Raw genomic sequence first — 26,611 nt, forward strand, 5'->3', positions numbered from 1 at the left:
ATCCTCCCATGAAGCTGTCGCTCATCGACTTCGCCACAATCTACCAAGGCGAGCGTCCACGCGACAGCTTCCAACGCTCCGTCGCCCTCGCACAGCAAGCTGAGGCGGCAGGTTTTTCGCGTGTGTGGTACGCCGAGCATCACAACATGCCTACGATTTCGTCCTCCGCCCCCGCAGTGCTCATCTCGCACGTGGGGGCTCACACATCTACGATCCGACTCGGCGCAGGCGGCGTCATGCTCCCCAACCACTCCCCCTACACCATCGCTGAGCAATTCGGCACGCTCGCAGAGCTCTACCCAGGCCGCATCGATCTTGGCTTAGGTCGCGCGCCTGGCACGGATCACACCACCCTAGCCCAAGCGTTACGACGCTCCCCGCACGCCGCACAATCTTTCCCCGAAGACGTAGTTGAGCTGTATCAGTACCTCAACGGCACATCCAGCATTGCTGCGATCCCCGGCGCGGGAACAAACGTCCCACTCTATATTTTGGGCTCCTCACTCTTCGGTGCTCATCTGGCGGCAAAACTTGGTCTACCTTTTGGTTTTGCTTCCCACTTCGCACCGACGCACCTCGACGAGGCAATTCGCACATACCGCGACAATTTTGTCCCCTCCCAAGAGTTGGATGCACCCTATGTTATTGCGGCCGTCAACGTCGTTGCAGCAGACACATTATCGCAGGCACACGAACAGTTGGAGGAAGTGAAACGGCATCGTCTTCGGGCGGGGAGAAATCTCAGCGACGACCAACTCCACATTTTGATGAATACCGTCGCAGGCCAGCGCATTGACCAGATGTTGAAATACACCGCAATAGGAAATGGTGAGGTAGTACGTGACTACCTCACCAAGTTTCAGCGCCATTGTGGGGCTGATGAGCTCATGGTGTCTTTGTTATCCACTTCGTGGGAGGACACCATGCGGGCTGTGGAAATTACCAGTCTTCTTGTGTCTTAGGTCGTGTTTGTTCCACGATCTTAAAACCTGGTTCTTCTTCCTCTTCCACCATGTCGCCAACCACACCTAGGTCGCCTTCGATGACTACGTTGCCAGGAATGACGATGTTGCCGTCTTCGTCGTGAGCTAGGGCGACTACAGGAAGTTCATTGCCTTCAAGATCGTAGCCTGGTGCTGGCATAGCTTCGTGAGCTTCCAATTTTTCGGCAGTGTCGGTCTTTTGCCACTGGCGAGTTTGGATGCGTCGTTCTGCTGCCGAGTCGTCGGTCATGCCCTTGATCAGGGAGTACATCATGACGAATTGAGTAATGAAGAACGGGAACGCCACAATGATGACGACTTCCTGCAAGGTAGCGATGCCAGAGTTCGGCGAAATGATAAGCAGTGCACCAGCGACGGCGCCGATGGCTACTACCCACAGCACGCGGTAACCGACGGGTGAAACTTCTTCTTCGCCGGTGGAGAACATGTCATTGACCATTCCGGCAGAGTCGATTGAGGTGATAAAGAAGATAACCACCACAAGGAGTGCGAGCGCGGAAACTAGTCCTGACAGGGGATACTCGTGGAAGAAGCCAAAGAGTGCGAATGGCACATCGCCGTCGTGGACGATAGGGCCTGTGAGCTTGCCTGGGCTGTTGAGCTCAATTTCGATACCTGCACGGCCAAAGATCGCGAACCAGATAACGGAGAAAATCGCAGGGAGTGCCAACACGCCACCAATGTATTCGCGGACTGTACGACCGCGAGAGATGCGAGCCACAAACATGCCCACGTAAGGCGACCAGCAGATCGTCCATGCCCAGTAGAACACGGTCCATTTGCCCTGCCAGCCTGGGTTATCCCCATAGGAGTCAGTCCAGAACATGAGGCTTGGCAGCCAGTCAGCGTAAATGCCAAAAGCTTCGGTGGTAAAACGCAAAAGCGTCAACGTTGGACCAGTGACAAGCACAAAGATCATCAGTAGCACTGCGAGTCCGATGTTGATGTTGGACAGCAGCTTGATGCCTTTTTCCAAACCGGAGGCCACGGAGATGCAAGCGATAACGGTAATGACCAAAATGATGGCGAGCTGAACCCAGCTCACCTCGGGTACGCCCCACAAGCGTTTCAACCCGGAGTTGATCTGCAATACGCCCAAACCGACCGAAACGGCGATACCGAAGGTGGTGGCGATGATCGAGAGGGCGTCGATAAGCTTGCCTGGCAATGAGTAGATTCTGATCCAAGGATCGGGGCAAATACAGAGCTCACACGTGGCGGCAGCTTACGTTTATAAATGAAGTATCCCAGTGCCAAACCTGGCAGGGCGACAATCGCCCACATGTGGATACCGAAGTGGTAGAAGGTGTAAGCAAATGCTTCAGTGATGGCTTGTTCGCTCATCGGCTCGGCATCTTGCTGCGGAACGTTGACGGAGTGGTTGAGTGGCTCCGCGACTCCCCAGAACATCAGCACGGCGCCGATGCCGCCTGCGAATAGCATGCAGAACCATGCGATGAGGCCGTGCTCTGGTTCGTCGTCGTCATCACCTAGACGCAAGCGCCCGTAGCGGGAAATGAAAATTGCGATGAGGAAGATGAACATGAAGCTCACACCGCCGACATATAGCCAACCGGTGTTTTTGAGCAGGCCTTGTGCAATGGTGGTGAAGGCGCTGCTGGCTTTTTCACCAAGAAGGATCGTGGCCACGACGAAAAGGATCACGAATCCAAGTGAACTAAGGAAAATGAACGGGTCTGTTTTAAGACCTAAAAAAGGTCTTTTGGCAGAAACAGGTTCTGCGACTATCGGGTCGGACATGATAAAAACCCTAATAAAACGTTGCGTAGGATACCCATTTCTGCTTGGTTTTCAGACATATAAATATCGGCTATCCCCCCAATTTAGGGATCAGCCTAAGATCACGTTCAGTGCAGTTTCAACCCCGAACATACCACCGGCTACCCTGTGTTTTTATGACTTCCTTCTCCCGGAGCGCGGTAGCAACATTGGCGCTAGCCGGCATTGTAGGGCTGAGCGGATGCTCGGCCGGATCGACTTCATCTCAAGCACATCACATCTCCACTTCTGCCAAGGCTGTGTCTCTCGGACTAACGGCACCACCTGCTTCTCTCGACTTCACCACGGTGTCGGGCGCGGCAATCCCCCAAGCACTCATGGGCAACGTGTACGAAGGTTTGGTGCGAATCCAACAAGATGGCACCATCGTCCCGTGGTTGGCGCAGAGCTGGACCGTCTCACCGGATGGCAAGGAGTATATTTTCCGGCTTCGCGACGGCGTGACGTTCTCTAATGGCGACGCTTTCACGGCAGAAACCGCAAAGTTTTCCATCGACGCAGTTAAATCCGACGCATGGACGAACGGATTGAAAAAACAAATGGCCAAGGTGGAAAGCACCGAAGCCATCGACCACCACACGTTAAAAGTGACGTTGAAGGCTCGTTCCAATACGTGGCTGTGGTCCATGGGAACACTCGTTGGCGCGATGATGACTCCCAACGGTGTGTCGGAGCTAGCAACGAAACCAGTAGGCACTGGCCCCTACGTTGTAGATAAATGGGCAGTTGGCACTTCCCTATCGTTAGCTGCACGCCCTGATTATTGGGGTGAACAAACACGCAATGACCGCGTAGTGTTCCGCTATTTTGGGGATGCCATCGCGCTAACAAATGCTGTGCGTTCGGGAGATATTGATGCAGCGATTGGTCTACAAAATCCGGAGCTTTTAGAGTCGATAACTTCTCGTGGTGACCTAAAAGTTCATGTTGGTTCCACTAATGGCGAAGTGGTGCTCAGTATGAATAACAACCGTGCACCTTTTAATGACGTTCGCGTGCGCCAGGCAGTCATGTATGGAGTAAACCGCCAAGACATTATTAACACCACGTGGGAGGGCTACGGAACTGACACCGGTGGCCAGCCGGTTCCTCCTACAGATCCGTGGTACCAAGAAATGAATCGGTACCCATATGATCTAGAAAAGGCTCGCGAGCTCATGCGCGAAGCTGGTGCGGTAGGTACTCCGATTACTATTTCGGTACCGTCTTTGCCCTACGCAAATTCGGCGTCGGAAATCGTGCTTTCTCAGCTACGCGACATCGGATTCGATGTTCGATTGGAATCCACGGAGTTTCCTTCCGTATGGTTGTCCAAGGTTTATAAGGCCAAGGATTATGACATGTCCGTTGTGGCGCACGTTGAGGCCCGCGATATTCCGAATTTGTTTGGTAACCCCGATTACTATTTGGGTTTTGATGATGAACAAGTTCGAGAGCTTTTAGCCCAGGCTGACTCCGGTGACGCAGACTCCTATGTATCGACCATGAAGAAGGTAGTCAACCGAATTATGGATCAAGCTGGTGCAGATACCCTGTTTAACCTGCCTAATATCGTGGTCACCCAACCTGATGTTTCTGGAGTTCCCACCAACTTGGTCGCTGATGGCCTCGTTGTGTCCAACATTTCCCGCTCGGAGGACTAGCCGATCATGCTTCTTACTCTTGCACGCGGTGCGGTGAAATACGTAACCACACTGATCGCCGCTAGCATTCTGATCTTTTTTGCGCTTCGGATCGTGCCAGGCAATCCTGCCGAGGTGGCGTTAGGCGTCACAGCTACGCCAGAGGCGGTTGCACAGCTTAGTTCTTCCATGGGCTTAGATCGCCCTATTGTGGAGCAGTATTTTTCGTGGGTGGGCAATATGCTCCGCGGAGATTTTGGTTCGTCGTTGCTCAGCTCTACTGATATTTCCACCGAGGTTGTGGACAAGCTCATGGTCAGCCTGATCTTGGTCGGTTTGGGCATGACCACGGCTTTGTGCCTTGCGGTTCCGCTAGGGTTGTGGGCCGCTCGCCGTGCTGATAAGGCAGATGGCGTGATTATTGCCGCACTTGGCCAAATCGGTATTGCGATCCCTAGTTTCTTGGCTGCGATCTTGCTGATCACGGTGTTTTCGGTACACCTTGGTTGGTTCCCCGCGAATGGTTGGGTTGTTCCGTCTTCTGATTTTTCTGGGTTTGCGTCTCGGCTGATTCTTCCGGTGTTTTCGCTGGGTATCGTGCAGGCTGCGATTATGAGCCGCTATGTGCGATCGGCGGCATTGGAAGTTATGAATGCTGATTTCATGCGTACTGCACGCGCCCAAGGGCTCAGCATGGGTCAGGCGTTGCGACGTCACGGCGTACGCAACGCAGCGCTGCCAGTACTCACGGTTACGGGTGTGCAGCTGGCCACCTTGTTGGTCGGCGCAGTGGTTATTGAGAAGGTTTTTGTCATTCCTGGTTTGGGTTCCATGTTGTTGTCTGCGGTCAGCAATCGTGACCTGCCTACGGTTCAAACGATTGTGATGCTCTTGGTAGTTATCGCTGTAGTTATCAATGCGATCGTGGACCTGTTGTATGTGATCATCGATCCGCGTATTCGTCGGGAGGCATAAGAAATGCGTCATCTTTCTATAGGCGGAAAAATCGGCGCATCGATTGTGATCGCCGTAGCACTTCTCGCTCTCGTGTCCTTGGTCTGGACGCCCTATGATCCCCTGCATGTGATCGCCGATGACCGCCTGCAGGGGCCGTCGATACGCCATCTTTTAGGCACTGACCGCTACGGCCGCGACGTATTTTCTCAAATCATGGTGGGATCGCGCATTACGCTGCTCGTCGGCGTGGTTGCTGTTGCCGTAGCCTCACTCATTGGAACGCCGCTCGGTATGTGGGCCGGCATGCGTCGTGGCCTCGTTGATACCATCATCATGCGTTTTTCCGACATCGTTCTAGCTTTCCCGGGGCTACTCATGGCGATTGTTGCTACCGCGATGTTTGGCGCAAGCTCCGTCACCGCGATGGCTGCCATTGGTGTTGCTAGTATTCCCACCTTCGCGCGTATGTCGCGGGCGGCGACCATGCAGGTCATGTCGCAGGATTACATTCTGGCCGCCCGAAACGCCGAACAAGGCTGGTTGACCATTGCGCGTCGCCACGTGTTGCCTAACATCATGGGCGTGGTTATCGTGCAGGCTTCTGTTGCCTTTGCACTGGCTATTTTGGCTGAGGCTGGTCTGAGCTTCCTCGGCCTCGGTACTCCCCCACCGGATCCTAGCTGGGGTCGCATGCTGCAGTCGGCGCAGTCGTCGCTAGCTACTGCCCCGCTACTTGCAGTCTTTCCTGGCATGGCTATCGCCCTGACGGTTCTCGGATTCAACTTGCTTGGCGACGGCCTACGTGACCTCGTCGATCCCCGCACAAGGAGGCGCAACTCATGACCTTGCTGAACATGTCCAACGTTCAGATCATGGACGTTGTCCAAGCCCTATCTCTGTCTATCGAACGCGGCGAACGCGTCGGCCTGATCGGGGAATCTGGCTCGGGTAAAACCATCACCGCGATGTCTATCCTGCGGTTAATTCCCTCAAGCGGCAGCATTGTATTCGATGGTGCTGACATCCAAGGGCTCAGCGAAAAACAAATGTGTGCCCTGCGTGGAAAGCGCATCTCCATGGTGTTCCAAGAACCCATGACGGCGCTCGATCCGCTGATGAAAGTGGGAACCCAGATCAGTCACGCCATCAGGATTCACTCCTCAGTATCTCGTGCTCAAGCCCGCAAAAAGGCGGACGCTTTGCTGCACAGTGTTGAACTTGATCCCGAGCTGCGATCGCGCTACCCACACGAGCTTTCCGGCGGGCAACGCCAACGCGTGCTCATTGCCATGGCGCTCGCCCACGATCCTGATTTGCTCATTTGCGACGAGCCCACCACAGCCTTGGATGTGACTTCCCAAAAAGCAATCGTGGATCTCATTTTGCGACTCGTCGCCGAACGCGGCACCGGATTGCTATTTATCACCCACGACCTAGGTCTTGTGGCACGCACCTGTGAACGCGTACTCGTCATGCGCGAGGGGCACATTATTGAATCGGGCACGGTTGAAGACGTATTGAAAAACCCGCGTGAAGACTACACCACCATGCTCGTCCAAGCATCGACACTAGCTCCTGCACCCCAGGTAGCGCTTAGTGACGACGAAGTGCTGCACATCGACAATGTGACCAAAAAGTATCGCGGCACCACAGCGGTCGAAGATGTGACTCTTACAGTTCACCGTGGCGAACGCCTCGGAATCGTTGGTGGCTCCGGCTCCGGAAAAACCACCCTGCTGAAAATGATCTCAGGGCTTAGCTCTCCTACCAGCGGACACATTAACACTGAAGGATCTATGCGCATTGTCTTCCAAGACCCCATGCAATCCCTCGACCCCCACATGTCCATCGCCGACATCGTATCCGAGCCACTAGGGCATCGGGACCTCAAGGCTGTGGAACGTGCGCTCGAAGAAGTGGGGCTCGATGCAGGCATGATGAATCGTTTGCCTCATGAGTTTTCCGGCGGCCAGCGCCAACGTATCTCCATTGCGCGTGCACTCGTGTCCTCCCCCGACATTTTGCTTGCCGACGAACCCGTCTCAGCACTCGATGTTTCCGTGCGAGCCAAAGTGCTAGCCCTCCTCGACCGTTTGGTCAGCGAACGCCAGCTCACCATGCTTTTTGTCTCGCACGACCTGCACGTGGTGCGATCCCTTTGCACCACCGTTGCAGTCATGCGAGAAGGAAAAATCGTAGAATACGGCCCCACCGAGGATGTGTTTAACAATCCTCAACACGAGTACACAAAGGCACTCATCGAGGCGATCCCTAGCCTTTAAGAAGATGTGATGTACAGCAGCACCGAATCATCTAACAGATGCTCTTCGGTGCGCTCTACATGAAACAGCTCCACTAGTTCCTCGAACTCTTGGCGCTCTGCGCCGCTAAGAACCACTTTGTTCATGGGTGTTACTTTACTAGTGGTCTAAAACCTTGTCGCGTAGCGTGCTTAAAATTCCAGCGCCATCCCATCGGATTCCGTCATGCTGGAAGCGGTTAGTTACGTGAAGACGCAGGTCGCGGTAGGTGTGTGCGGTATCCATGGATAGTTCGAAAGGAACAAAAGCATCATCTAGGTACACGCACGCAGCTGTTACCGCAGCTTGTTCTTTTAAGACCTCGGCATCATAAGGAGAATGCGCCCACTGAGTAGTGGCGAGCTGCTCAGCGGCAGCCTTGTAGGGCTGCAGGGCTGGGTCTTCGTCAAACTGCCAAGGGAAGATGTGCTCGCCCGTGAGGTAGAAAGGTTCTGCGGATCTTGGATCTGCGTTTTCTTCGCACCCAGGGAATTCTTCGCGGATACGATGTGCCGACCAGTTAGTGGTTGTTCCGCCGATTCCACCGTAGATAGATTCATGGATCGCAGCATAAAGTGGTGCGTCCGCAAAACTGACGCGCTGTCCCACGTCAACCAGGAAATCGGGGCGAAGTCGTTTTTCGCCGTGGATGTTTACAAAGGGATCTTCAAATAAATAGGCCAGCGAGTAGAAACCACTACTGCGACCAAGATCGATACCAATGGTGCGCAAGCGTCTCGACGACAACCGCTCCCCTGTGGGCAACAATTCCTCGGAAACATCAAGGTGGTGGCATACCTCGCGGATCTTATCTTCTATCCACGGGAACTGGGTATAAAACTGGCGGTGCCGGTACAACAACTTGCTAAAAGTTGCTCGATAGACGTCGTCCACATGGCGGTCAAGGCTGGGTAACCCACCGGTGATATAAGCCTCGGTGACCGATTCTGGGTACATAGATTGATAAGCAGTGATGCAAAAACCACCAAAACTTTGTCCGTAGAGGGACCACTTCTCAAAGCCTAAGGCTTTTCGTAATTCCTCTGCGTCGTGCACAATATATTCTTGGCGTAGCTGTGCGAGAGGTACGTCGATAGGCTGCGAACGGCCAGTACCGCGTTGATCGAGCAAAATCACACGATGCGTTTTGAGTGCTTGCCCGATCACTCCGTCGATCGATTGCGGCCGCGGTGCCCCAAATCCTGGGCCGCCTTGGAAATACACCATCGCTGGCCAGTCTTCTCCACCATCGGGGACAAGTTCTCTGGCAAAGATATGCCCAAGGGTGTGCTCGTGAATTGTCAGGCCCAGATAGCGCGAAGTCCGTGTGTTCATATGTGTATCGTAGGATTCATGTCCGATTTTCGCACCCGCTACCAGATCGTTTCTGAAAAAATCGCCGCAGCAGCTCAGCGTTCTGGGCGTCAACCCAGCGATATTCGCCTCATCGCAGTGAGTAAAAACCATCCGGTTGCGGCAGTTCAGGAAGCCATGGATGCGGGAGTGACGGTGTTTGGCGAAAATAGGTCCCAAGAGCTGGTGGAAAAAGCCCAAGCGATCCCCAACGCCTATTGGTGCGCTATTGGTCGGCTGCAGCGTAATAAGGCAAAAGATATTGTTCGCTACGCACAGGAGTTTCATGCGTTGGATTCGCTGCGGCTAGCGCAGGCACTGGATCAGCGGCTTGACCACCAACTCGATGTGTTTGTACAGGTAAATACCTCTCATGAGGAACAAAAAGGTGGCATTGCGCCAGGCGAAGTCGAGCCATTTTTGGCTGAGCTGTCGCAGTTTTCACATCTACACGTGCGTGGGCTGATGACGATGGCGCGCAACGATCCCGACGAGCGCGTTGTCAGAGCGTCGTTTAGCGAGCTAAGAGAGCTTCGCGACGCCCTCCTCCCCCACGGTGAACTATCCATGGGCATGTCGGGCGATTTCGAGTGGGCCATCGAAGAAGGTGCCACTTCTGTTCGAGTAGGAAGCGCATTATTTTTATGATTCTTGCCATTGACCTTGGAACTTCCGGAGCAAAAGCTGCCATCATCGATTCGGCTGGAGCTGTGCATGAACAAACATTCGTGCCCTACTCCACCACCAAGCTTCCCAATGGCGGCGTGGAACAAGACCCCATGCAGTGGGTTTCAGCGGCACGTCAAGCAGTCACTCGGTTGCCACGCAGCTACACCGTAGTCAGTTTTACTGGTCAAATGCAAGATCTTATTTGCTTGGATCGCGCAGGCAGACCCCTTGGTCAAGCCCTTCTTTACAACGATGCTCGCGCTGCCGCTGAAGCAGCACGACTGAACACAGTGGTACCTGAATGGAAAGACATTACGGGGAATCGACAAACTGCCACGTCGACGGCGGCAATGTGGTTGCGTCTGATGGAGCAATCGGATGTATCAGATGTTGCCTCGGTGTTGTTTTCACCGGCGTCCTTTGTGGTGAGTCAACTCGAGTGTGGTCTGGTGTGCGACGAAACCACTGCGTCGAGTACTGGTCTTTTTGATATTCACCATCGCTGCTGGTCAGATGATATTGTTCAGGCCTGCGGATTGCGCATGGACATGCTGCCCACTATTGCGAGCGGGTTCTTAGATACCGTGGGCGCCGATAATTGCTTGGGGCTACCTGCCGGCACCAAAGTGGTGCTCTCACTCGGCGATGCCGCCTCAACCACCTGCGGAATCGTGGGCTTAGGAGCAGGAGACGACTTCGTGTCACTTGGCACATCTGGGTGGCATGCTCGGGTGGTGTCTACGGTGTCCGATCCTTCAGAAGTCAGACAGTTTGCGCTGCCTGACGGCGGAATTTTGCGTATAGCCTCAGTACTTAGCGTGGGTGGCACAGCCGACTGGGCGCGTTCAGTTCTCTTGCCTGGAGTAAGCGCGAAGGAAGCCGACGCACTCATGTTGCAGCGCCCACGACTCGCCACTGGGTTGTTATCGTTGCCATCCATCCAAGGAGAAAGCTTTCCCGTTCGCAGCCACAGCGTTGGCGGTTGCATCTTAGGTATGCGTGGTAACCAGGATCCGCTTACTCTTTACACCGCTGTTATCGAGGGCATTTGTATGACCTTGGCTCATGACATCAAACCTGGTGGAATTTTGCCAGCAACAGGCGGTGGTGCCCGATCGGTTCCATGGATGCGTATCTTGGCCAGCGTGACCAACCGCAACATTCACGTCACTGTTTCAGAGGATGCTGCGTTGCATGGTGCTGCTTCTCTTGCTGCGTATGCAACATCTGGCGAGTATCTTCCTACGCTTGCGGCTCGGGCGATCGTAGAGATCGAACCCGAGCCAGAAGTTGTAGCTTCATTTGAGCCGCTCATAGCGAAGCACCTAGAACTATTCCGGTTCGCAGCGGCACTGAGCTATTAGCTTTTCACCACGGTAATTTGCCAGCCAGCAGTGGAAGTCTGCCACATCGTGGCCTTCGTCTGCAGCCCATCGCGGAATGGTCTCAGTAGCTTGGGTGCAGTCGAAATCGATGACGAGTTTCTCCCCCGAATCGAGCTGGTCTGGGAACGCTCAAACCAAGAGGTGCCACGGGTTGCTTTTTCGGGTTTGAGCCATGCCGTTGCCCACCGCGCAGCCGCAGGCGAACACGATGTCGCGCAGAACCGAGGGCTAGCCCCGTAATTATCATGATGTGATCCTTTGTTGTGGAGGCGTTTCACCACACCACAGACCCATCAGTCTATAGGGGTTTACTTTTTAAGTAATACCCCATAGGGTATCTACTATCAGTTGTTTAAACCCCAAGGAGAACCTCATATGTGTCGTCCAGTTCGCTGCACCGCTTGCAACAAAACCACATGGGCCGGCTGCGGCCAGCACATCGAACAAGTCAAAGCCCAAGTACCTAAGGAACAGTGGTGCACCTGCAAAAAACCACAGAAACAAGGACTATTCGCTTCCCTCTTCGGACGTTAAGGACCAACCATGACCACCACAATCATCGTCGGCGGCGTTGCCGGCGGCATGTCCACCGCAGCACGTCTACGTCGGCGCGACGAGGACATGACCATCCTCGTATTCGAAGCTTCACACCACGTATCCTTTGCCAACTGTGGCCTTCCCTACCACGTCAGTGGCGTAATCCCCGAGCGTTCCTCACTTCTACTGCAAACCCCCGAGTCACTTGCAGCTAGGTTCAACATCGATGTGCGCGTTGACCATTTGGTCACCGCCATTAACCGCGATGCTGGCAGCGTCTCCGTGAAAAACCTCGTCACCGGCGAGGTGAGCGATCACCATTACGATCATCTCGTGCTTTCTCCCGGCGCGCGCCCGATCTTGCCACCGCTTCCTGGCATCGAAAAAGCTCTGACGCTCCGAACCGTCGAAGACGTAGATACCATCATCGAACGCGTTGCTGGCGCTTCTTCAGCAGCCATCATCGGCGGCGGTTTTATTGGCATCGAGCTGGCGGAAAACTTGGCACACCGGGGTATCGCCACCACGATCATCGAGCGTGGTCCACAAATACTTGGCCCCCTCGATAGTGAGATGGCAGCGTTTGTCCAGCAGCGCCTTCGTGACAATGGAATCATCGTGCGTACTAACGCCAACGCTGCGGCGATCACAGACACCGGCGTTGAGCTTGCCGACGGCTCCGTCACCGCCGATGTTGTTGTTGCGGCAGTTGGCGTAGCACCGGCAAGCGACCTTGCCCGTGCGGCAGGTCTAGCTGTTGGGGAACGCGGCGGCATCGTTGTTGATGACCAGCTGCGGACTAACGACCCTCAGATCTTTGCGCTTGGCGATGCTGCTGAAAAACGCGATGCTATTTCCGGTGCCGACACTCTCGTGCCACTCGCACAAACCGCTAACCGTCATGGCCGCTTGGTAGCGGACATCATCACTGGACGCGATGTGAAGCGCACCTCTACTTTGGGCACCGCCATCGTTGGGGTTTTCGGATTGGCAGCTGCCAGTGTTGGGTGGAGCGAAAAGCGTGCGGTAGCTGCGGGCAAGAACATTCGTGTTATTCACACGCACCCAGCAAGTCATGCCGGTTACTATCCTGGCGCAGCACAACTGCACCTCAAGCTGGTCGTCGACGCTGATACCGACGCTATTCTCGGTGCTCAGGCCGTTGGTGAAGACGGCGCGGACAAGCGTATCGACGTCATCGCCACGGCCATGCGTGCTGGTCTCAGCGCTACCGATCTCGCAGATCTCGAGCTGGCCTACTCCCCACAGTATGGTTCGGCAAAAGATCCAGTGAACCTCATCGGCATGGTCAACGACAATATCCGCTCCGGTGAGCGCAGTGTGCAATGGCATGAGCTTGATGCTCAGATTGCCGATGGCTGGACCTTGGTAGATGTTCGCACCGCCGGTGAATTCGCCGCCGGCAATATTCCAGGTGCCATCAATATTCCTGTCGATGAGCTACGTGAACACCTCGACGAGCTACAGGGCAAGAATGTGCTGGTGCATTGTCAGGTTGGCCTAAGGGGCCACGTTGCCGCTACTCTTTTGACTAATAGCGGTATCAACGCCGCCAACCTCGACGGTGGTTATCTCACATGGAAAACTGCCACCTCTTAAGGAGCGACGCCATGAAACTCTCGCCGGAAGAGTCTAAACCAGCCATCACGCGCCTCAAAAGGGCGAAAGGCCAGCTTGAAGCGGTGATCCGCATGCTGGAAAACGGCGAAGAATGCGAAGCCACGGTTATGCAGCTTGCGGCAGTGTCTAAGGCAATCGATCGCGCCGCCTACTTGGTGGTTGCCCGTGGTATGCAGCAGTGTTTCATGGAAGGTGGCGAACAGTTCGACCAAGACCGCTTGGAAAAACTGTTCCTATCCTTGGCGTAAGTGAGCAACGGCTTGGTCTGCCAATTCGTCGCCTACTCCTTCATAGAGGTACACGGCGACGTCGGCACCAGCAGTTAATAGCGCTTGTTCCCTACCTCGCGTTTGGGTAATGGTGGCAACTGTTGCCCCTGGATAATCGTGGTGGATGCGTGCAAGAACCTTGTCGCTGTCGGTATAGCGTGGCAGCGACATCGCAAAAAGTTGGGGAATATCCAGCAATTCGATACGCCGCCACAGTTCCGGGTCGGTCACATCACCGGCAACGATACGGTAGCCCCTGTCGCGGAGCTCAATAATACGGTCTTCGTCGAACTCGATGCCGTAGACATGCATTCCGTATTCTTCGGTCAAGCGATCATAAACCCCAACCCCCACACGTCCCATGCCTAACACAATGGCGTCGGCGCCAGCGACAATAACAGGGCGTTCGTTGGGGGCTTTTCTATGCTCAGATACCTTGGGCACAAAACGAGCCAAGATGCGCACAAGTTTTTCTTCCTGGGCGCTGACGATCGAGCCAACAATAAAGCTTGCGCCCACCGCGATCGCCATGATGGGCAACCATTGATCTGGCAACGCACCATGTGATACCGCCACTGCGGTAACAATCAACCCGAACTCTGAATAATTAGCCAAGGTCAGACCTGCTAGGATCGTCGTACGCACCCCCATCCCCATCAGTGGCAAAATCGCAAAGAAAACTGCGGCTTTTACCGCGAGGAAAGCCACCAAAATCGCGGCGATGCCAAGACCTGCAGCATTAGGAATCCCGCCGAGCCCAATATGAATAAAGAAGGCCACGAGTAACAACTCGCGCACGCTAATGAGCGCATGAGACAAACGCTGTGAAACAGGATGTCCCGACAAAACTATGCCCGCGACCAAAGAACCAAGGGACCCAGAAACACCTGCAAGCTCGAAGAATGAATAGGCGCCCACAGCAATCCCCACGCCTGTGAGAACGAGCAGTTCAGTACGAAACATTCGATCCGGCATCCGCGTAACCAACGGGCGCAAGCACAAAATCAAAGGCAAAAACAGTGCCCACAACTGCGGGGTGGTACCAGCAGACACCACAAGGACACCCACCGCAATGATGTCTTGCAGAACCAACACACCAATGGAAATACGCCCCACCGCCGAGCCACTGCGGCTATGTACTTCCAACTGCGACATCACAAATACTGTGGAGGAAAACGACGCCGCAATGCCGATATATAACAAACCGGTCCAACCCACAATCGCAAAAAGTGCAAACAAACCGGCGAACACGATGGTGTTCACCACTGCATGTGCGGTGGCCGTACCTACAACGCGAGGACTGGCAATATCATGAGGATTTAGTTTTAAACCGATCGTAAAAAGAAGCGTGGTCACGCCCAGCTCAGCGATGTAATCAATAAAGGGAATCTGTTCTAAACCAAGCGCGCTCATGATAAACCCAGCAGCAAGGAAACCGATCAACGGCGGCAAACGCAGTATCGACGCCCCTAAACCGCCAGCAATCGATAACACAATCGCGATTAAATAGATAGACTCCACTCTTTCACGATACTGTGACAAGCATGTCCCATGATTTTATCCCCCTGTTCGTTGTAAGTATCGTCCTCATCGCAGCACTCGCGTTTTTCATCATTGCGTTAACCCAAGTACTCGCCTGCGAACGCCTCACTAATGTGGGAAAGCTTCTGTGGGCCTTGGTGATGTTCAGCTTCCCATTTTTAGGCCCTCTCATTTGGTACCTCTGGGGTAAAGACGCCACGCTTAATGTGTAATTTGTGTCTTTATAGCCACATTTCACATCTCTAGGTTTTTTGAAGTAACGCATTTAAAATCATCACGTCTTTATTTCTCAACGAGAAGGAATCCCCTCCTATGAAGGTACGCACGGTCCCCCTCATGTTGGCGTTACTTGCCGCAGTGTTTGCTTTCCAATTAAATGCGTCCATGCTTTCTCCGGCATTGGCCACCATGGAAAAAGAACTTAACGCCACCTCTGCCCAAATTGGGCTTACCCAGACTGCATTTTTTACCGCGGCTGCACTATTTTCCTTGTTCTTGCCTCGCTGGGGTGATTTGATTGGGCGTCGCAAAGTTCTTGTGGCAATGATGGCTTTTACTGCTATCGGCTGTGTGGTTGCTGCTCTTGCACCAAATGTCACGGTGCTGTTTATTGGCCGCGTCATCCAGGGTGTTGCTGGGCCGACAGTGCCCTTGTGTCTCATTATGTTGCGTCAGCACGTACCCGATGAAAAGCAGTATGCACTGTTGCTGGGTATTCTCACCTCAGTCAATGGCGGCATTGGCGGCGTCGATGCGCTGCTAGGCGGCTGGCTGGCAGGCTCGTTTGGTTTCCGATCAATCTTCTGGGTCATGGCGGCGGTGTGTGTCGTCGCGGTGATCGTCGCACAACTGTTTACTACCGAATCCACAGCTGAGGAAACCGCCCCGATGGACTGGGCGGGTGTGGCTCCGTTGGCCGTTGCGATCGGTGCGTTGTTGATCGCATTCAACGAGGCCGGCAAGCTTGGCGACGCCCACTGGTTGCTCGTAGCTGTACTCGCCATCGTTGGTGTGGCCGGCGTGACGATCTTCTGGAAAGTCGAGCAAAAAGTAGCCCACCCTCTGGTCACTATCAACTACCTGGCGCAGCGTCGCACGTGGGCGCTGCTACTGACCACCCTGCTGACCATGACAGGTGTATTCGCCGTCATGAACGGCCTGATTCCGAACTTGGCCCAAGCAGCTGAAGGCCCAGGCCTTGCAGCGGATGTTGTTTCTTGGTGGACGCTGACCCCGTACGCCTTGGCCGGCCTTTTCTTTGGTCCTATCGCTGGCACCCTCGCAGCGCGTTGGGGATACACCTTGGTGCTTCGGATCGGTTTGGTGGGCACACTCCTCGGGCTTATTGCCACGGCCACCCTCAGTAGTACGTTGACCCCGGCGCTGTTACTCATAATCAGCCTGTTTGTTGGCGTTACCTATGCGGGCATCGCCAACATCATGCTCAACGGGCTTGGCATCGTGCTCTCCCCCGCAGATAACCAAGGCTATCTGCCAGGAATGAACGCCGGTGCATTTAACCTCGGCGCTGGTTTATCCTTCGCCGTATTGTTTGCCGTGACCACGGCCAGCGACTACCAGCTTGGTATTGTCACAGGTGCCGTTATTGTCGCCTGCGCGCTGGGCACTTCTTTGTTGATCCCCAAACCTGAAACAATCTCCGATACGCTCGCAGCTGTCACCGCTACCGAAACTGCACAAGGACGCTCACTATGACCCGAAAAATTATTCTCGACTGCGACCCAGGACACGACGACGCCGTAGCCATGCTACTCGCCGCAGCAAACCCCAACATCGAACTGCTGGGAATCACCACCATCGGCGGCAACCAAACCCTGCCCAAAGTCACCCACAATGCGCAGGTTATTGCCACGATCGCAGGAATCACCGCACCTATCCATGCAGGTTGTTGCCGCCCACTCGTGCGTGACGTCGAGGTCGCCGAGAGCATCCACGGCGATACTGGAATGGAAATCCACAACTACACGCTGCCAGAGCCAGCAGTAGGAGTATCTGATACCCACGCCGTGGACTTTATTATCGACACCATCATGGCCCACGAGCCAGGGACTGTCACCCTTGTTCCTACCGGCCCGCTTACCAACATTGCTATGGCGGCGCGCAAAGAACCCCGCATTGTCGAACGAGTCCAAGAAGTCGTGCTCATGGGCGGCGGATACCACGTAGGTAACTGGTCCCCTGTCGCAGAATTCAACATCAAGATCGATCCCGAAGCAGCGCACATCGTTTTCAACGAGAAATGGCCACTGACCATGGTGGGCCTCGACCTTACTCACCAAGCGCTTGCAACCCCAGAAGTAGAAGCACGCCTGAGTGCAATCGGCTCCGACGTTGCCGATTTTGTAGTCGCACTCTTCGGCGCATTCCGTAAGAACTACCAAGACGCACAAGGCTTTGATAACCCACCAGTCCACGACCCGTGCGCAGTGGCCTACGTGATCGACTCTACCGTATTCACCACGGTCAAGGTGCCTATCGACGTCGAGCTGACCGGCGCACTGACCACCGGCATGACCGTCGCGGACTTCCGCGCACCAGCACCTGCCGACTGCCACACTCAAGCAGCTGTCGCCCTCGACTTTGACAAGTTCTGGGGTTTGGTTGAAAGCGCTGTCAAAGAACTAAGCTAGCCCATGTGTTAGCACTAATAGGAGCCCTAGCTGCCGCACTTTGCTACGGCATCGCCACCATTTGCGAGGCCGTAGCCGTGGCGGCGATGTCTGCCATGCCAGAATCCACAACCTTGCTCACGCGAGTCCGAACTGGTTGGCTCTACGGAGTAGGCCTCGCAGTCGACGCTGCAGGCTTCCTCCTCAATGCACTCGCACTACGTGTCCTGCCACTTTTCCTCGTCGAATCCATCGTGGCTTCCTCCGTCGCAGTCACAGCACTTCTCGCAGTAGTTTTACTCAAACAACGCCTCCGGCGTGTAGAAATCATTGCCTTAGCCGTGCTCGTCATAGGCCTGAGTGCTCTAGGTGCCACCGCCCAAGAAGGCACCGCCATCGCACTACCGCAGTATCTTGCATGGGGCATTCTTGCTGCAGTATTACCGCTTGCAGCCGCCGCGTGGTTCAGCCTGACCGCTAACTCAGGAATCTCCTTAGCACTTATCGCAGGACTCGCCTTCGCAATGGTGGGTGTATCCGCCAGGCTTGTGCCCACCCATGGCTTCCTTGTCTCACCGCTGACGTGGTCCGTCATCGCATACGGTGCCCTAGCCGTTATCGTCTACGGATTCGCCCTCGACAAACTCCCCACCACCACAGCCGCGTCCTTGTGCTTCACGGTGGAAACCATCATTCCTTCTGCCATCGGGCTCCTCCTGCTTGGCGACGCCATCCGCGACGGCCTGTGGCCAATAGCGCTCATCGGTTTCGCATCGACCCTCGGAGCCTGCATCACGCTATCCGCCCACGCAGAGGTAAAAGTTTCCTCCTAGTTGGCCACCGCCTGCACCATAGGTAGTGTTTTCCCCGTGACTGAGAAATCCCAGCTTCCCAACTTTCTCACCAACGCCAGCAAACACGACTGGATCCTATGGTGGGCCTTTGCACTGACCGGCATCTACCAGCTCGGCTTGATCCCCTTCCGCGCAGTGTTGTTACTAAACCACACTTTCCTCTATGCGATGCTCACCGGGTCCGGTTTTTCCTTAGTCTCCCTAGCAGCCTCCAACCCAGAGCGCATAGGCTTCCTTTGCTTATCGACGGTTCTCGCTGCGGCCTCTGCGATCAAATTCCTGCCCTTGTTCTACCTCATGGGCTACCGCTGGGGAACCGAATTCCTCCACTACTCCTTCATGGGTCACCCCCCACGCTGGTACCGCGTCACCGAACGCTTCATCTACCGCTACTTCTACCTCATGCTGGCCGCAGCATTTATCCCCTTCTCCCCCATCCCCGCAGCAATCCTCCTCGTGCTCGCCGGCATCAAAAAAATGAACCCCTGGCTCATCGGTGGCCTCGCCTTCATCTGCGCCATCGCACTTAAAAGCTTCTACACCTACCTTGGCCTGCGCTTTGGCATGGAAGTCCAAGGAGTCCTCGAACAAGCCAACCGCTACATCAACTGGATCACCATCGCACTTCTGGCATGGATGTTCATCCAGATCTGGTGGAAGCAGCGCAAGCAATAGGGCTGTGGCTGTGAGCAATTTTTGCACCCTTATTTTCTATTTCCGCTGGTCGAGTTTTTCCACAGCGGCCTTAAGGTACAAAAATTGCTCACGTTCTTCACGATGTTATAAAAGCATGTACGCATTTAGATAAAATGCTACTCATGTCATCGAGTTCTCCAAGTGAAAAGAAACTAGCCGCCAAGCTATTTGCTCAAAAGTGGGCAGATCGTGGCAATGAGAAAAGCGACACTCATAGTTTCTGGTTGGAGCTTCTTCGTGATGTTGTAGGTATGGAAGATGTGACTACCAACGTGCGATTCGAATCGCGCACGAGTCAACGCGGCTACATCGATGTGGTGATCCAAGACGCCAAAACTTTCATTGAACAAAAATCCATCGATGTTAGTTTGGACAAAGCTGATATCCGTCAGGGGCGTGTGGTCACTGCTTTTAGACAAGCACTGAATTACGCCAACACTATGCCGAACAAACTGCGACCTGACTACATCATTACGTGTAATTTCGCAGAGTTTCGTATTCATGACTTAAATAAGGTGAATGCGGAAACTGACTATATTTCCTTTACCTTGGCAGAATTGCCTGACCAAATCCATCTTCTAGATTTTCTCATCGACCCACAAAAATCTCGTGCTGTTCGTGAAGAAAAAGTGTCGATGGATGCTGGCACACTCGTCGGCAAGCTTTACGACGCCCTGCGTGATCAGTATTTAGACCCCAACAGTGATGCGAGCCAGCACTCCCTCAACGTTTTGTGCGTGCGCCTTGTATTTTGTTTGTTTGCTGAAGACGCCGGCCTCTTTGAAAAGGATGCGTTTTATCGTTATCTTGACGGATTACGCGCCGATCAAGTTCGTGTCGCGCTGAGAGATTTGTTCGAAGTACTTAATACACCAGTTGATTCACGTGACCCTTATCTTTCTGAACAGCTTAAAAACTTCCCTTATGTCAACGGTGGTTTATTCGCCAAAGTCGAGCAGATCCCTAATTTCACTGATGAAATTCTTGACCTATTAGTTCACGAGGTATCGGAGAAAACTAACTGGGCCGAAATCTCGCCTACAATCTTTGGCGGTGTTTTTGAATCCACCCTCAACCCAGAAACTCGCGCCCGTGGAGGCATGCATTACACGAGTCCCGAAAACATCCATAAGGTGATTGACCCGCTGTTTCTTGACTCTCTCAAGGCAGAGCTAGATTCCATCCTTAACGCATCAGGGATAACTGCAAACAAGCGCAAGAAACAACTCGAGGCATTCCACACCAAGATCTCAGAGCTAAAATTTTTCGACCCTGCCTGCGGTTCGGGAAACTTCCTCACAGAAACCTATATCCACCTGCGCAAGATCGAAAACAAGATCCTTTCAGAGCTTGCCGGCGACCAAACCCAGCTCGGCTTTAGCAACGTCACTCTCAAGGTCAGCTTGGACCAGTTCTACGGCATCGAGATCAATGATTTCGCCGTCTCCGTCGCCTCCACTGCCCTGTGGATTGCGCAGCTCCAGGCCAACATCGAGGCCGAATCGATCGTCACCGCAAACATCGAAAGTCTCCCGCTTCGCGACGCCGCCCACATCCACCTCGGTAATGCGCTGCGCACCGACTGGGCTTCGGTACTCGCGCCTGAACAGTGCAATTACGTTATTGGAAATCCGCCGTTTTTAGGCTACTCGCGGCTTGACGAAGCTCAAAAGGAAGACCGCAAGGCCATCTTCGGCAAGAATGGCGGTGTGCTCGATTACGTGGCGTGCTGGCACCGCAAAGCCGCCGAATATATGCACGGAACGGATGCTGAAGCCGCGCTCGTTTCCACCAATTCGATCTGCCAAGGCCAGCAAGTCACTCCTCTGTGGAAGCCGCTTTTCGACGCCGGGATCCACATCAACTTCGCCCACCGCACTTTTGTGTGGAGCAACGAGGCCACCAACCAGGCGCATGTCTTCTGCATCATCGTCGGGTTTTCCTACATCGATCGACCAGTGAAGCAGGCGTGGACCTACCGAAAGAACGAGGTGGAATACTCGGAGCCGGCACATTTGAACGGTTACTTGGCTGAAGCGCCGGACGCGTTCCTGACACGCAGGTCAAAGCCGATTTCGGATGTGCTGGAAATGGCTCAGGGATTCAAGCCCGCCGATGGCGGACATCTATTGCTCACTCCAGAAGAACGAGACGAACTCCTTGCAAAAGAACCACTAGCTGCGCCGTGGATTCGCAAGTTCTCCATGGGCGCCGAATTCATCAATGGTAGAGATCGCTATTGCCTATGGTTGCCGGAAATTACAGGCGTTGAGCTAAAGAGATTGCCTCTCGTTCGCGCGCGAGTTGACGCGTGCCGTGAGTGGAGGCTTGAACAGATCAAAACTGGAGATGCATACAAATTGTCAGACCTGCCGCACCTACTGCGGCCAACCAGCAGGTTTAAGGACGGAACCTACATCGGCATCCCAAAAGTTTCTTCAGAGCGACGGAAGTACGTACCGTTTGCTTTTGTGACAGATGGAATGATCCCCGGCGACAAGCTCTACTTCATCCCGACTAACTCTCTATTCGTTTTTGGAGTTCTCATGTCGCAGTTCCAGAATGCTTGGATGCGAGTCGTGGCAGGTCGTCTCAAGAGCGACTACAGCTATGGCAACACCACTGTCTACAACAACTTCACCTTCCCCGAGGTAGATGATTCAGCGCGAGTGGACGTCGAAAAGCGTGCTCAGGCGGTGCTCGACGCACGCTCTCTTTACCCCGAAGCGACGCTTGCTGACATGTATGATCCCGACAATGACTTCCTCTACCCCGAGCTCATGAAAGCCCACCGCGAGCTAGACCGCGCTGTCGAGATGGCTTATGGCGTGGACTTCGGTGGCGACGAGCAGCAGATAGTAGCCCACCTCTTCAAACTGTACAACGAGAAAGTAGAAAAATGAGCGAATCACTCCCTGTACAAGGAATGCCTACGCATCTCGAGCTCGTTCCATATCTGTTACGATCACTTGTCCAACTCGGAGGCACTGGGAAAAATTCCGAAATTGAAGACACAGTAATAGACATATTTCCAAATGCCGAGCAATTACTAAACGTCCACTACCCCAACAAACCAACTGTATCGGTGTTCAAACACCGCTTAGCATGGGCACGTAGCACCGCATACCTTAGCGGTGCCGCAAGTCGCCCATCACGAGGCGTCTACATGATCAATAATGTGGGCGAATCTCTTCTCAAGAAAAATGACCACGCAATTGTCCAGTGGTGCACAGAGTTCCAACGCACCTACAACAAAAAGAAGCGACTCGAAAAACAGCAGAATGAATCAACGGCCCCTGCACTAGATGAGCCCAGTTTCGAAATAATTGAAGACCAACAAGAAGAAAACCAATCAACCCATGATTGGAAAGGCCTGCTGCTCCACCGACTGCATCAAATGTCCCCGACTGCATTCGAAAAGTATGTCATCTTCTTGCTCAAGCAGTATGGGCTTGAGCTTAGCCACGTTGCAGGTCCTGGCGACGAGGGAGTCGACGCCATTGGCACCGCTCCTTTGAGCCCTGTCTTGTCTTCACGGGTCGCCGTACAGATCAAGCGTTACGATCCGGTTAACAACACAGTTAGCCGCGAGGCGATTGCACTTTTCCAAAACGATGCACGAGTTAAAGGTGCCGAACGTGCAATTTTTGTCACCTTGAGTAGCTTCACAGCTCCTGCAAAAAGGACTGCCCGCCAAGCATTACCCAATGTGGAACTCATCAATGGTGAACGCCTCTGCGAGCTTATTCGCGATTGTGGTGCTGCTGGGGTTCGGATGGAACCCGTGGTAAACGAGGCATGGTTTAACCGATTCGAGTAGCCGAGACACATTGTTTCAACGTCGGATTAGATCCTTACAAATCCGTTCACGAATGGTCGTCAGCACGCCAAATTGGCAGTTCTGCCCAGTTACTAGGAAAACCCATGGTTTCAGGGCCGAGTCCTTTAATTGCTGGAAACGCTTCTATTAATGCACCCAATCGATTCCGCCAGTCATTTTCAGGATCTAGAAAAGAAATCGTATATGCGGCTAACGCAAGTGTTGGATAGATCTTCTTGAACTGGTTGGGGTTTTCTGGCTCTTCCGGTTTTAGAGTGCATTGATTAGTTCGCCGAGGTTCGGGCGTGGCTCTGTGTGGAGTAGGACGTTTTTCACAACCATGGCTTGGCTGGGATTGGCTGGGATTGGCTGGCGCTGGTGGGCGCTGGTGGGCGCGCCACCCCCGCTCACCCCCGAAAAGACGGCACTTCACACCAAATCTGCTCAAACGGCCGGTTTGGAAGCGATTTGGTGTGAAGTGTCGAGAAAAATCCTTCGAAATACCCCCGTTTAGTGGCTCTTCCGGTTTTTCACATCCGCAAGATGGAAAATACCTGGATCAACAACATTTCGGTTTGGTGCTTGAATTCGTGTAATTACTAGTCGGTTCCATAATCTTGAATGGTGAGCACTGACATTCCTAATGTAGTTAAAGTTCCTAATCCAACCAGCAACAACTGTGCCTTCCTTTGCACAAAACGAAAGAGCAATCTGATTTTTTAATTGTTTCGATAAAAAATCGAAAAGCTTAGAAACACCGCCAAAATCAAGTATTTCTGTCGCAATCCAAATTGGGATATCTTTCCCGTAGCGTGCTTGATAATGACGGATAAAATCCTCCCGGTCAGCTCTTTTGATTTGCTTGTGATACTTATGTGGCCAAATCTGGTAGGAATCTTGTGTGCTGTTCTTTGGCACGCGACAACATGCAATTGGATCTAGAAGTTCACGTTTTAAATGGATAAAGCGGTCCTGTTTTCCCGCAAAATACGCTATTTTTGTTCGAAGCTGGATTTCGATGACTCCAAGCGCCTCGAGGAGAAGACGGCGCAAAGACTCATCAAAGCGGTAGAGTGCTACCGCTTCTTCAAAAGTGTGCTTAGGCTCAAATTCATCCAACCTATAGTTGAACGGAGTTGTTCGCGACGCTTTTGGTTTTATCTTTCGGAACGGATACCAATACGTCTGGAAGACGGTAATATCCGATCTTCTCTAACGCCCCGATGCAGTCACCTGGGTTGTTAATAATAAGACCACGAAGTTGCAGCTGTGCAGCTTGATCCCCGAAAGTTAAGTGCGGTTTATTGTATTTTTCTACCATCACTGTACCTATATACATGAAAACCACACCATCACAATTTGCATTGCGAGAGGGTGTGGTGTGTGTACGCGCAAGTTTACAGTGAATAAGTGAGATTCTTAAAAATCGGAAGAAATCGCTGGTCATCATAATAAAGGCCGCCCTTATTTCAGGGGGAATTGAGCTACAAGTCGTTTCGTACTACTCCACATACCGAGCTTATGTATCCTTTACTATCTTGTTTATCTTGTGTATTTCATCTCAAGCGAAAACACTGATAACAAAGAAACCCCGCCTCCACGTTGAGCAGAACGCTCATGCGGAGGCGGGGGTGCGTCGAAAAGCAACTACCCTTCGTCGGTGCTCAATGCCGCAACGAAGGCTTCTTGTGGCACGGAAACGGAACCAATGTTCTTCATGCGCTTCTTGCCTTCTTTCTGCTTTTCTAGCAGTTTGCGCTTTCGGGAGATGTCGCCGCCGTAGCATTTGGCGAGAACGTCTTTGCGCAGGGCACGGATGTTTTCACGTGCGATCACTTTGGAGCCGATGGCCGCCTGGACGGGCACTTCAAATTGTTGGCGTGGGATGAGCTCTTTGAGTTTCTTGGTCATCTTGTTGCCGTACCACTGGGCGTTGTCGCGGTGGACGATGGCGGAGAAGGCGTCCACTGGGTCGCCTTGGAGCAAGATGTCTACCTTGACGAGGTCGGCGAGTTGTTCGCCGGCTTCTTCGTAGTTGAGGGATGCGTAGCCCTTGGTGCGGGATTTCAGCTGGTCGAAGAAGTCGAAGATGATTTCGCCGAGTGGCATGGTGTAGCGCAGTTCTACGCGGTCCTCGGAGAGGTAATCCATGCCGTCCATCTGGCCGCGTTTGGTTTGGCATAGTTCCATGGTGGTGCCTACGAAGTCGGAAGGCACGATGATTGTGGTCTTCACGATGGGTTCGTAGACTTCGCGCAGTTTGCCTGCTGGCCAGTCGGATGGGTTGTGCACGCGGTGTTCGCTGCCGTCTTCGGCTACAACGCGGTAGTTCACCGAAGGTGCGGTGGAAATGAGGTCAAGGTCGAATTCGCGCTGAAGGCGGTCGCGGGTGATCTCCATGTGAAGCAGGCCGAGGAAGCCGCAGCGGAAGCCGAAGCCGAGTGCTACGGAGGTTTCTGGCTCGTAGGTGAGGGAGGCGTCGTTAAGCTGGAGTTTTTCTAGTGCGTCGCGTAGGTCTGGGAAGTCCGCCTGGGAGATTGGGAACAGACCCGAGTAGACCATGGGCTTGGGCTCTTCGTAGCCTTGGAGTGCTTCTTCGGCGCCGTTGTGTGCCCAGGTGACGGTGTCACCAACCTTGGATTGGCGCACGTCTTTCACACCGGTGATCAGGTAGCCTACTTCGCCAGGGCCTAGGCCGGAGCACTTCTTTGGTGTTGGGGAGACGATGCCGATTTCGAGGAGTTCGTGGACGGCACCGGTGGACATCATTTTGATCTTTTGGCGTGGGGCGAGTTTACCGTCGATCATGCGGATGTAGGTGACTACGCCGCGGTAGGTGTCGTAGACCGAGTCGAAAATCATGGCGCGGGCGGGCGCGTCGTCTGGGTAGTCGGTGGTTGGTGCGGGGATGAGCTCGGCGACTTTGTCGAGGAGTTCTTCCACGCCTTCACCGGTTTTTCCGGATACGCGCAGTACGTCTTCTGGTTCGCAGCCGATGATGTTGGCGATTTCCAGAGAGTATTTTTCGGGATCGGCTGCTGGCAGGTCGATCTTGTTCAAAACAGGGATGATCTCAAGGTCGTTTTCCATGGCCAGGTAGAGGTTGGCCAGTGTTTGAGCTTCGATGCCCTGGGCTGCGTCGACAAGCAGGATTGCTCCTTCGCAAGCTTCCAAGGCGCGGGAGACTTCGTAGGTGAAGTCCACGTGACCTGGGGTGTCGATCATCTGCATGACGATCTGTTCGCCAGCGTAGGGGCCAGTACGTGGGATCCATGGCAGTCGGACGTTTTGGGCCTTGATGGTAATGCCGCGTTCGCGTTCGATGTCCATGTTGTCGAGGTACTGGTCGCGCATGTCGCGTGCGTCTACAACATTAGACAGCTGCAAAATACGGTCAGCCAACGTGGACTTACCGTGGTCGATATGTGCAATGATGCAGAAGTTTCGGATCTGCTGTGGATCCGTGAACGTCTTCTCCGCGAATTTTTCGGCCATGGTTGTTTTTACTCGTACCTTTCTCAAGACAGTCCCT

At 53.7% G+C, this 26,611-nt stretch carries 20 protein-coding genes and 3 pseudogenes; 16 read left to right on the forward strand and 7 right to left on the reverse strand.

Annotated elements, in window-relative coordinates; translation table 11 throughout:
- Positions 1–8 precede the first annotated feature (8 nt).
- Complete coding sequence (locus AT687_RS08450) at positions 9–962, forward strand: LLM class flavin-dependent oxidoreductase (protein ID WP_014316958.1); 954 nt, start codon at positions 9–11, stop codon at positions 960–962.
- Here the strand turns inward: AT687_RS08450 and AT687_RS08455 are convergent.
- Positions 940–2,765: pseudogene (locus AT687_RS08455) on the reverse strand (BCCT family transporter). The gene AT687_RS08450 and the pseudogene AT687_RS08455 overlap by 23 nt on opposite strands.
- Before the next feature lie 155 nt (positions 2,766–2,920).
- On the opposite strand from AT687_RS08455, the gene AT687_RS08460 reads away from it, so the two are divergent.
- From AT687_RS08460 to AT687_RS08475, 4 genes are read left to right on the forward strand one after another with little or no spacing between them, the layout of a single operon-like run.
- Positions 2,921–4,447 carry an ABC transporter substrate-binding protein gene (locus AT687_RS08460; RefSeq protein ID WP_010935296.1) on the forward strand — a complete coding sequence of 509 codons (1,527 nt, stop codon included), beginning with the start codon at positions 2,921–2,923 and terminating at the stop codon, positions 4,445–4,447.
- Positions 4,448–4,453: 6 nt separating this feature from the next.
- Positions 4,454–5,401 carry an ABC transporter permease gene (locus AT687_RS08465; protein ID WP_003852375.1) on the forward strand — a complete coding sequence of 316 codons (948 nt, stop codon included), beginning with the start codon at positions 4,454–4,456 and terminating at the stop codon, positions 5,399–5,401.
- A gap of 3 nt (positions 5,402–5,404) precedes the next feature.
- Positions 5,405–6,226: an ABC transporter permease gene (locus tag AT687_RS08470; RefSeq protein WP_003852378.1), complete on the forward strand. Its 822-nt coding sequence runs from the start codon at positions 5,405–5,407 to the stop codon at positions 6,224–6,226.
- On the forward strand, positions 6,223–7,665 hold the full coding sequence (locus AT687_RS08475; protein WP_014310697.1) for an ATP-binding cassette domain-containing protein: 1,443 nt from the start codon (positions 6,223–6,225) through the stop codon (positions 7,663–7,665). Before AT687_RS08470 ends, AT687_RS08475 begins: the two co-directional genes overlap by 4 nt.
- Here the strand turns inward: AT687_RS08475 and AT687_RS13305 are convergent.
- Both AT687_RS13305 and AT687_RS08480 read right to left on the reverse strand, forming a co-directional pair.
- Positions 7,662–7,790: a hypothetical protein gene (locus AT687_RS13305; RefSeq protein ID WP_003852383.1), complete on the reverse strand. Its 129-nt coding sequence runs from the start codon at positions 7,788–7,790 to the stop codon at positions 7,662–7,664. The genes AT687_RS08475 and AT687_RS13305 overlap by 4 nt on opposite strands.
- A 13-nt stretch (positions 7,791–7,803) precedes the next feature.
- The gene (locus AT687_RS08480) at positions 7,804–9,018 is read right to left on the reverse strand and encodes an alpha/beta fold hydrolase (RefSeq protein ID WP_014307161.1); all 1,215 of its coding nucleotides are present in this window, start codon (positions 9,016–9,018) and stop codon (positions 7,804–7,806) included.
- Between AT687_RS08480 and AT687_RS08485 the strand changes: the two genes are divergently transcribed.
- Positions 9,019–9,684, forward strand: a complete 666-nt coding sequence (locus AT687_RS08485; protein WP_014310698.1) for a YggS family pyridoxal phosphate-dependent enzyme — start codon at positions 9,019–9,021, stop codon at positions 9,682–9,684.
- On the forward strand, positions 9,681–11,069 hold the full coding sequence (locus AT687_RS08490) for an FGGY family carbohydrate kinase (RefSeq protein WP_014310699.1): 1,389 nt from the start codon (positions 9,681–9,683) through the stop codon (positions 11,067–11,069). The genes AT687_RS08485 and AT687_RS08490 overlap by 4 nt, the downstream gene beginning before the upstream one ends.
- Here AT687_RS08490 and AT687_RS13115 read toward each other — a convergent pair.
- Positions 11,066–11,210, reverse strand: a pseudogene (locus AT687_RS13115) (sulfurtransferase TusA family protein); the annotation flags it as partial. The gene AT687_RS08490 and the pseudogene AT687_RS13115 sit on opposite strands and share 4 nt — an antisense overlap.
- A gap of 423 nt (positions 11,211–11,633) precedes the next feature.
- On the opposite strand from AT687_RS13115, the gene AT687_RS08500 reads away from it, so the two are divergent.
- Together AT687_RS08500 and AT687_RS08505 are read left to right on the forward strand one after the other, a co-directional pair.
- Positions 11,634–13,247 carry an FAD-dependent oxidoreductase gene (locus AT687_RS08500; RefSeq protein ID WP_014310701.1) on the forward strand — a complete coding sequence of 538 codons (1,614 nt, stop codon included), beginning with the start codon at positions 11,634–11,636 and terminating at the stop codon, positions 13,245–13,247.
- Positions 13,248–13,258: 11 nt separating this feature from the next.
- A complete protein-coding gene (locus tag AT687_RS08505; protein ID WP_003852393.1) occupies positions 13,259–13,516 on the forward strand; it encodes a metal-sensitive transcriptional regulator in 258 nt (85 codons plus the stop codon).
- On the opposite strand, the gene AT687_RS08510 is transcribed toward AT687_RS08505, so the two are convergent.
- Complete coding sequence (locus AT687_RS08510; protein WP_014319241.1) at positions 13,502–15,058, reverse strand: cation:proton antiporter domain-containing protein; 1,557 nt, start codon at positions 15,056–15,058, stop codon at positions 13,502–13,504. The genes AT687_RS08505 and AT687_RS08510 overlap by 15 nt on opposite strands.
- 23 nt (positions 15,059–15,081) lie before the next feature.
- On the opposite strand from AT687_RS08510, the gene AT687_RS08515 reads away from it, so the two are divergent.
- The 7 genes from AT687_RS08515 (at position 15,082) to AT687_RS08545 (ending at position 23,079) form a co-directional block, all read left to right on the forward strand.
- Positions 15,082–15,291: a PLDc N-terminal domain-containing protein gene (locus AT687_RS08515; RefSeq protein WP_014307164.1), complete on the forward strand. Its 210-nt coding sequence runs from the start codon at positions 15,082–15,084 to the stop codon at positions 15,289–15,291.
- A 100-nt stretch (positions 15,292–15,391) separates the two neighbouring features.
- Positions 15,392–16,795, forward strand: coding sequence for a uridine transporter UriT (gene uriT / locus AT687_RS08520; RefSeq protein WP_014319242.1), 1,404 nt, complete (start codon positions 15,392–15,394; stop codon positions 16,793–16,795).
- On the forward strand, positions 16,792–17,730 hold the full coding sequence (gene uriH, locus AT687_RS08525) for a uridine-preferring nucleoside hydrolase UriH (RefSeq protein ID WP_014319243.1): 939 nt from the start codon (positions 16,792–16,794) through the stop codon (positions 17,728–17,730). The genes uriT and uriH overlap by 4 nt, the downstream gene beginning before the upstream one ends.
- Positions 17,731–17,735: 5 nt before the next feature.
- Positions 17,736–18,542, forward strand: coding sequence for a hypothetical protein (locus AT687_RS08530; RefSeq protein WP_014319244.1), 807 nt, complete (start codon positions 17,736–17,738; stop codon positions 18,540–18,542).
- Between the two features lie 36 nt (positions 18,543–18,578).
- On the forward strand, positions 18,579–19,238 hold the full coding sequence (locus AT687_RS08535; RefSeq protein ID WP_003852407.1) for a membrane protein: 660 nt from the start codon (positions 18,579–18,581) through the stop codon (positions 19,236–19,238).
- A 134-nt stretch (positions 19,239–19,372) separates the two neighbouring features.
- A complete protein-coding gene (locus AT687_RS08540; RefSeq protein ID WP_014319245.1) occupies positions 19,373–22,162 on the forward strand; it encodes a DNA methyltransferase in 2,790 nt (929 codons plus the stop codon).
- Positions 22,159–23,079: a restriction endonuclease gene (locus tag AT687_RS08545; RefSeq protein WP_014319246.1), complete on the forward strand. Its 921-nt coding sequence runs from the start codon at positions 22,159–22,161 to the stop codon at positions 23,077–23,079. The genes AT687_RS08540 and AT687_RS08545 overlap by 4 nt, the downstream gene beginning before the upstream one ends.
- Positions 23,080–23,589: 510 nt before the next feature.
- On the opposite strand, the pseudogene AT687_RS08550 reads toward AT687_RS08545, so the two are convergent.
- Positions 23,590–24,427 (reverse strand): annotated as a pseudogene (locus AT687_RS08550) (Abi family protein).
- 299 nt (positions 24,428–24,726) lie between these two features.
- Entirely contained in the window at positions 24,727–26,574 is a 1,848-nt protein-coding gene (lepA, locus tag AT687_RS08555; RefSeq protein ID WP_021335146.1) for a translation elongation factor 4, read from the reverse strand.
- Positions 26,575–26,611 lie beyond the last annotated feature (37 nt).

Source organism: Corynebacterium diphtheriae (assembly GCF_001457455.1).
Lineage (GTDB): Bacteria > Actinomycetota > Actinomycetes > Mycobacteriales > Mycobacteriaceae > Corynebacterium > Corynebacterium diphtheriae.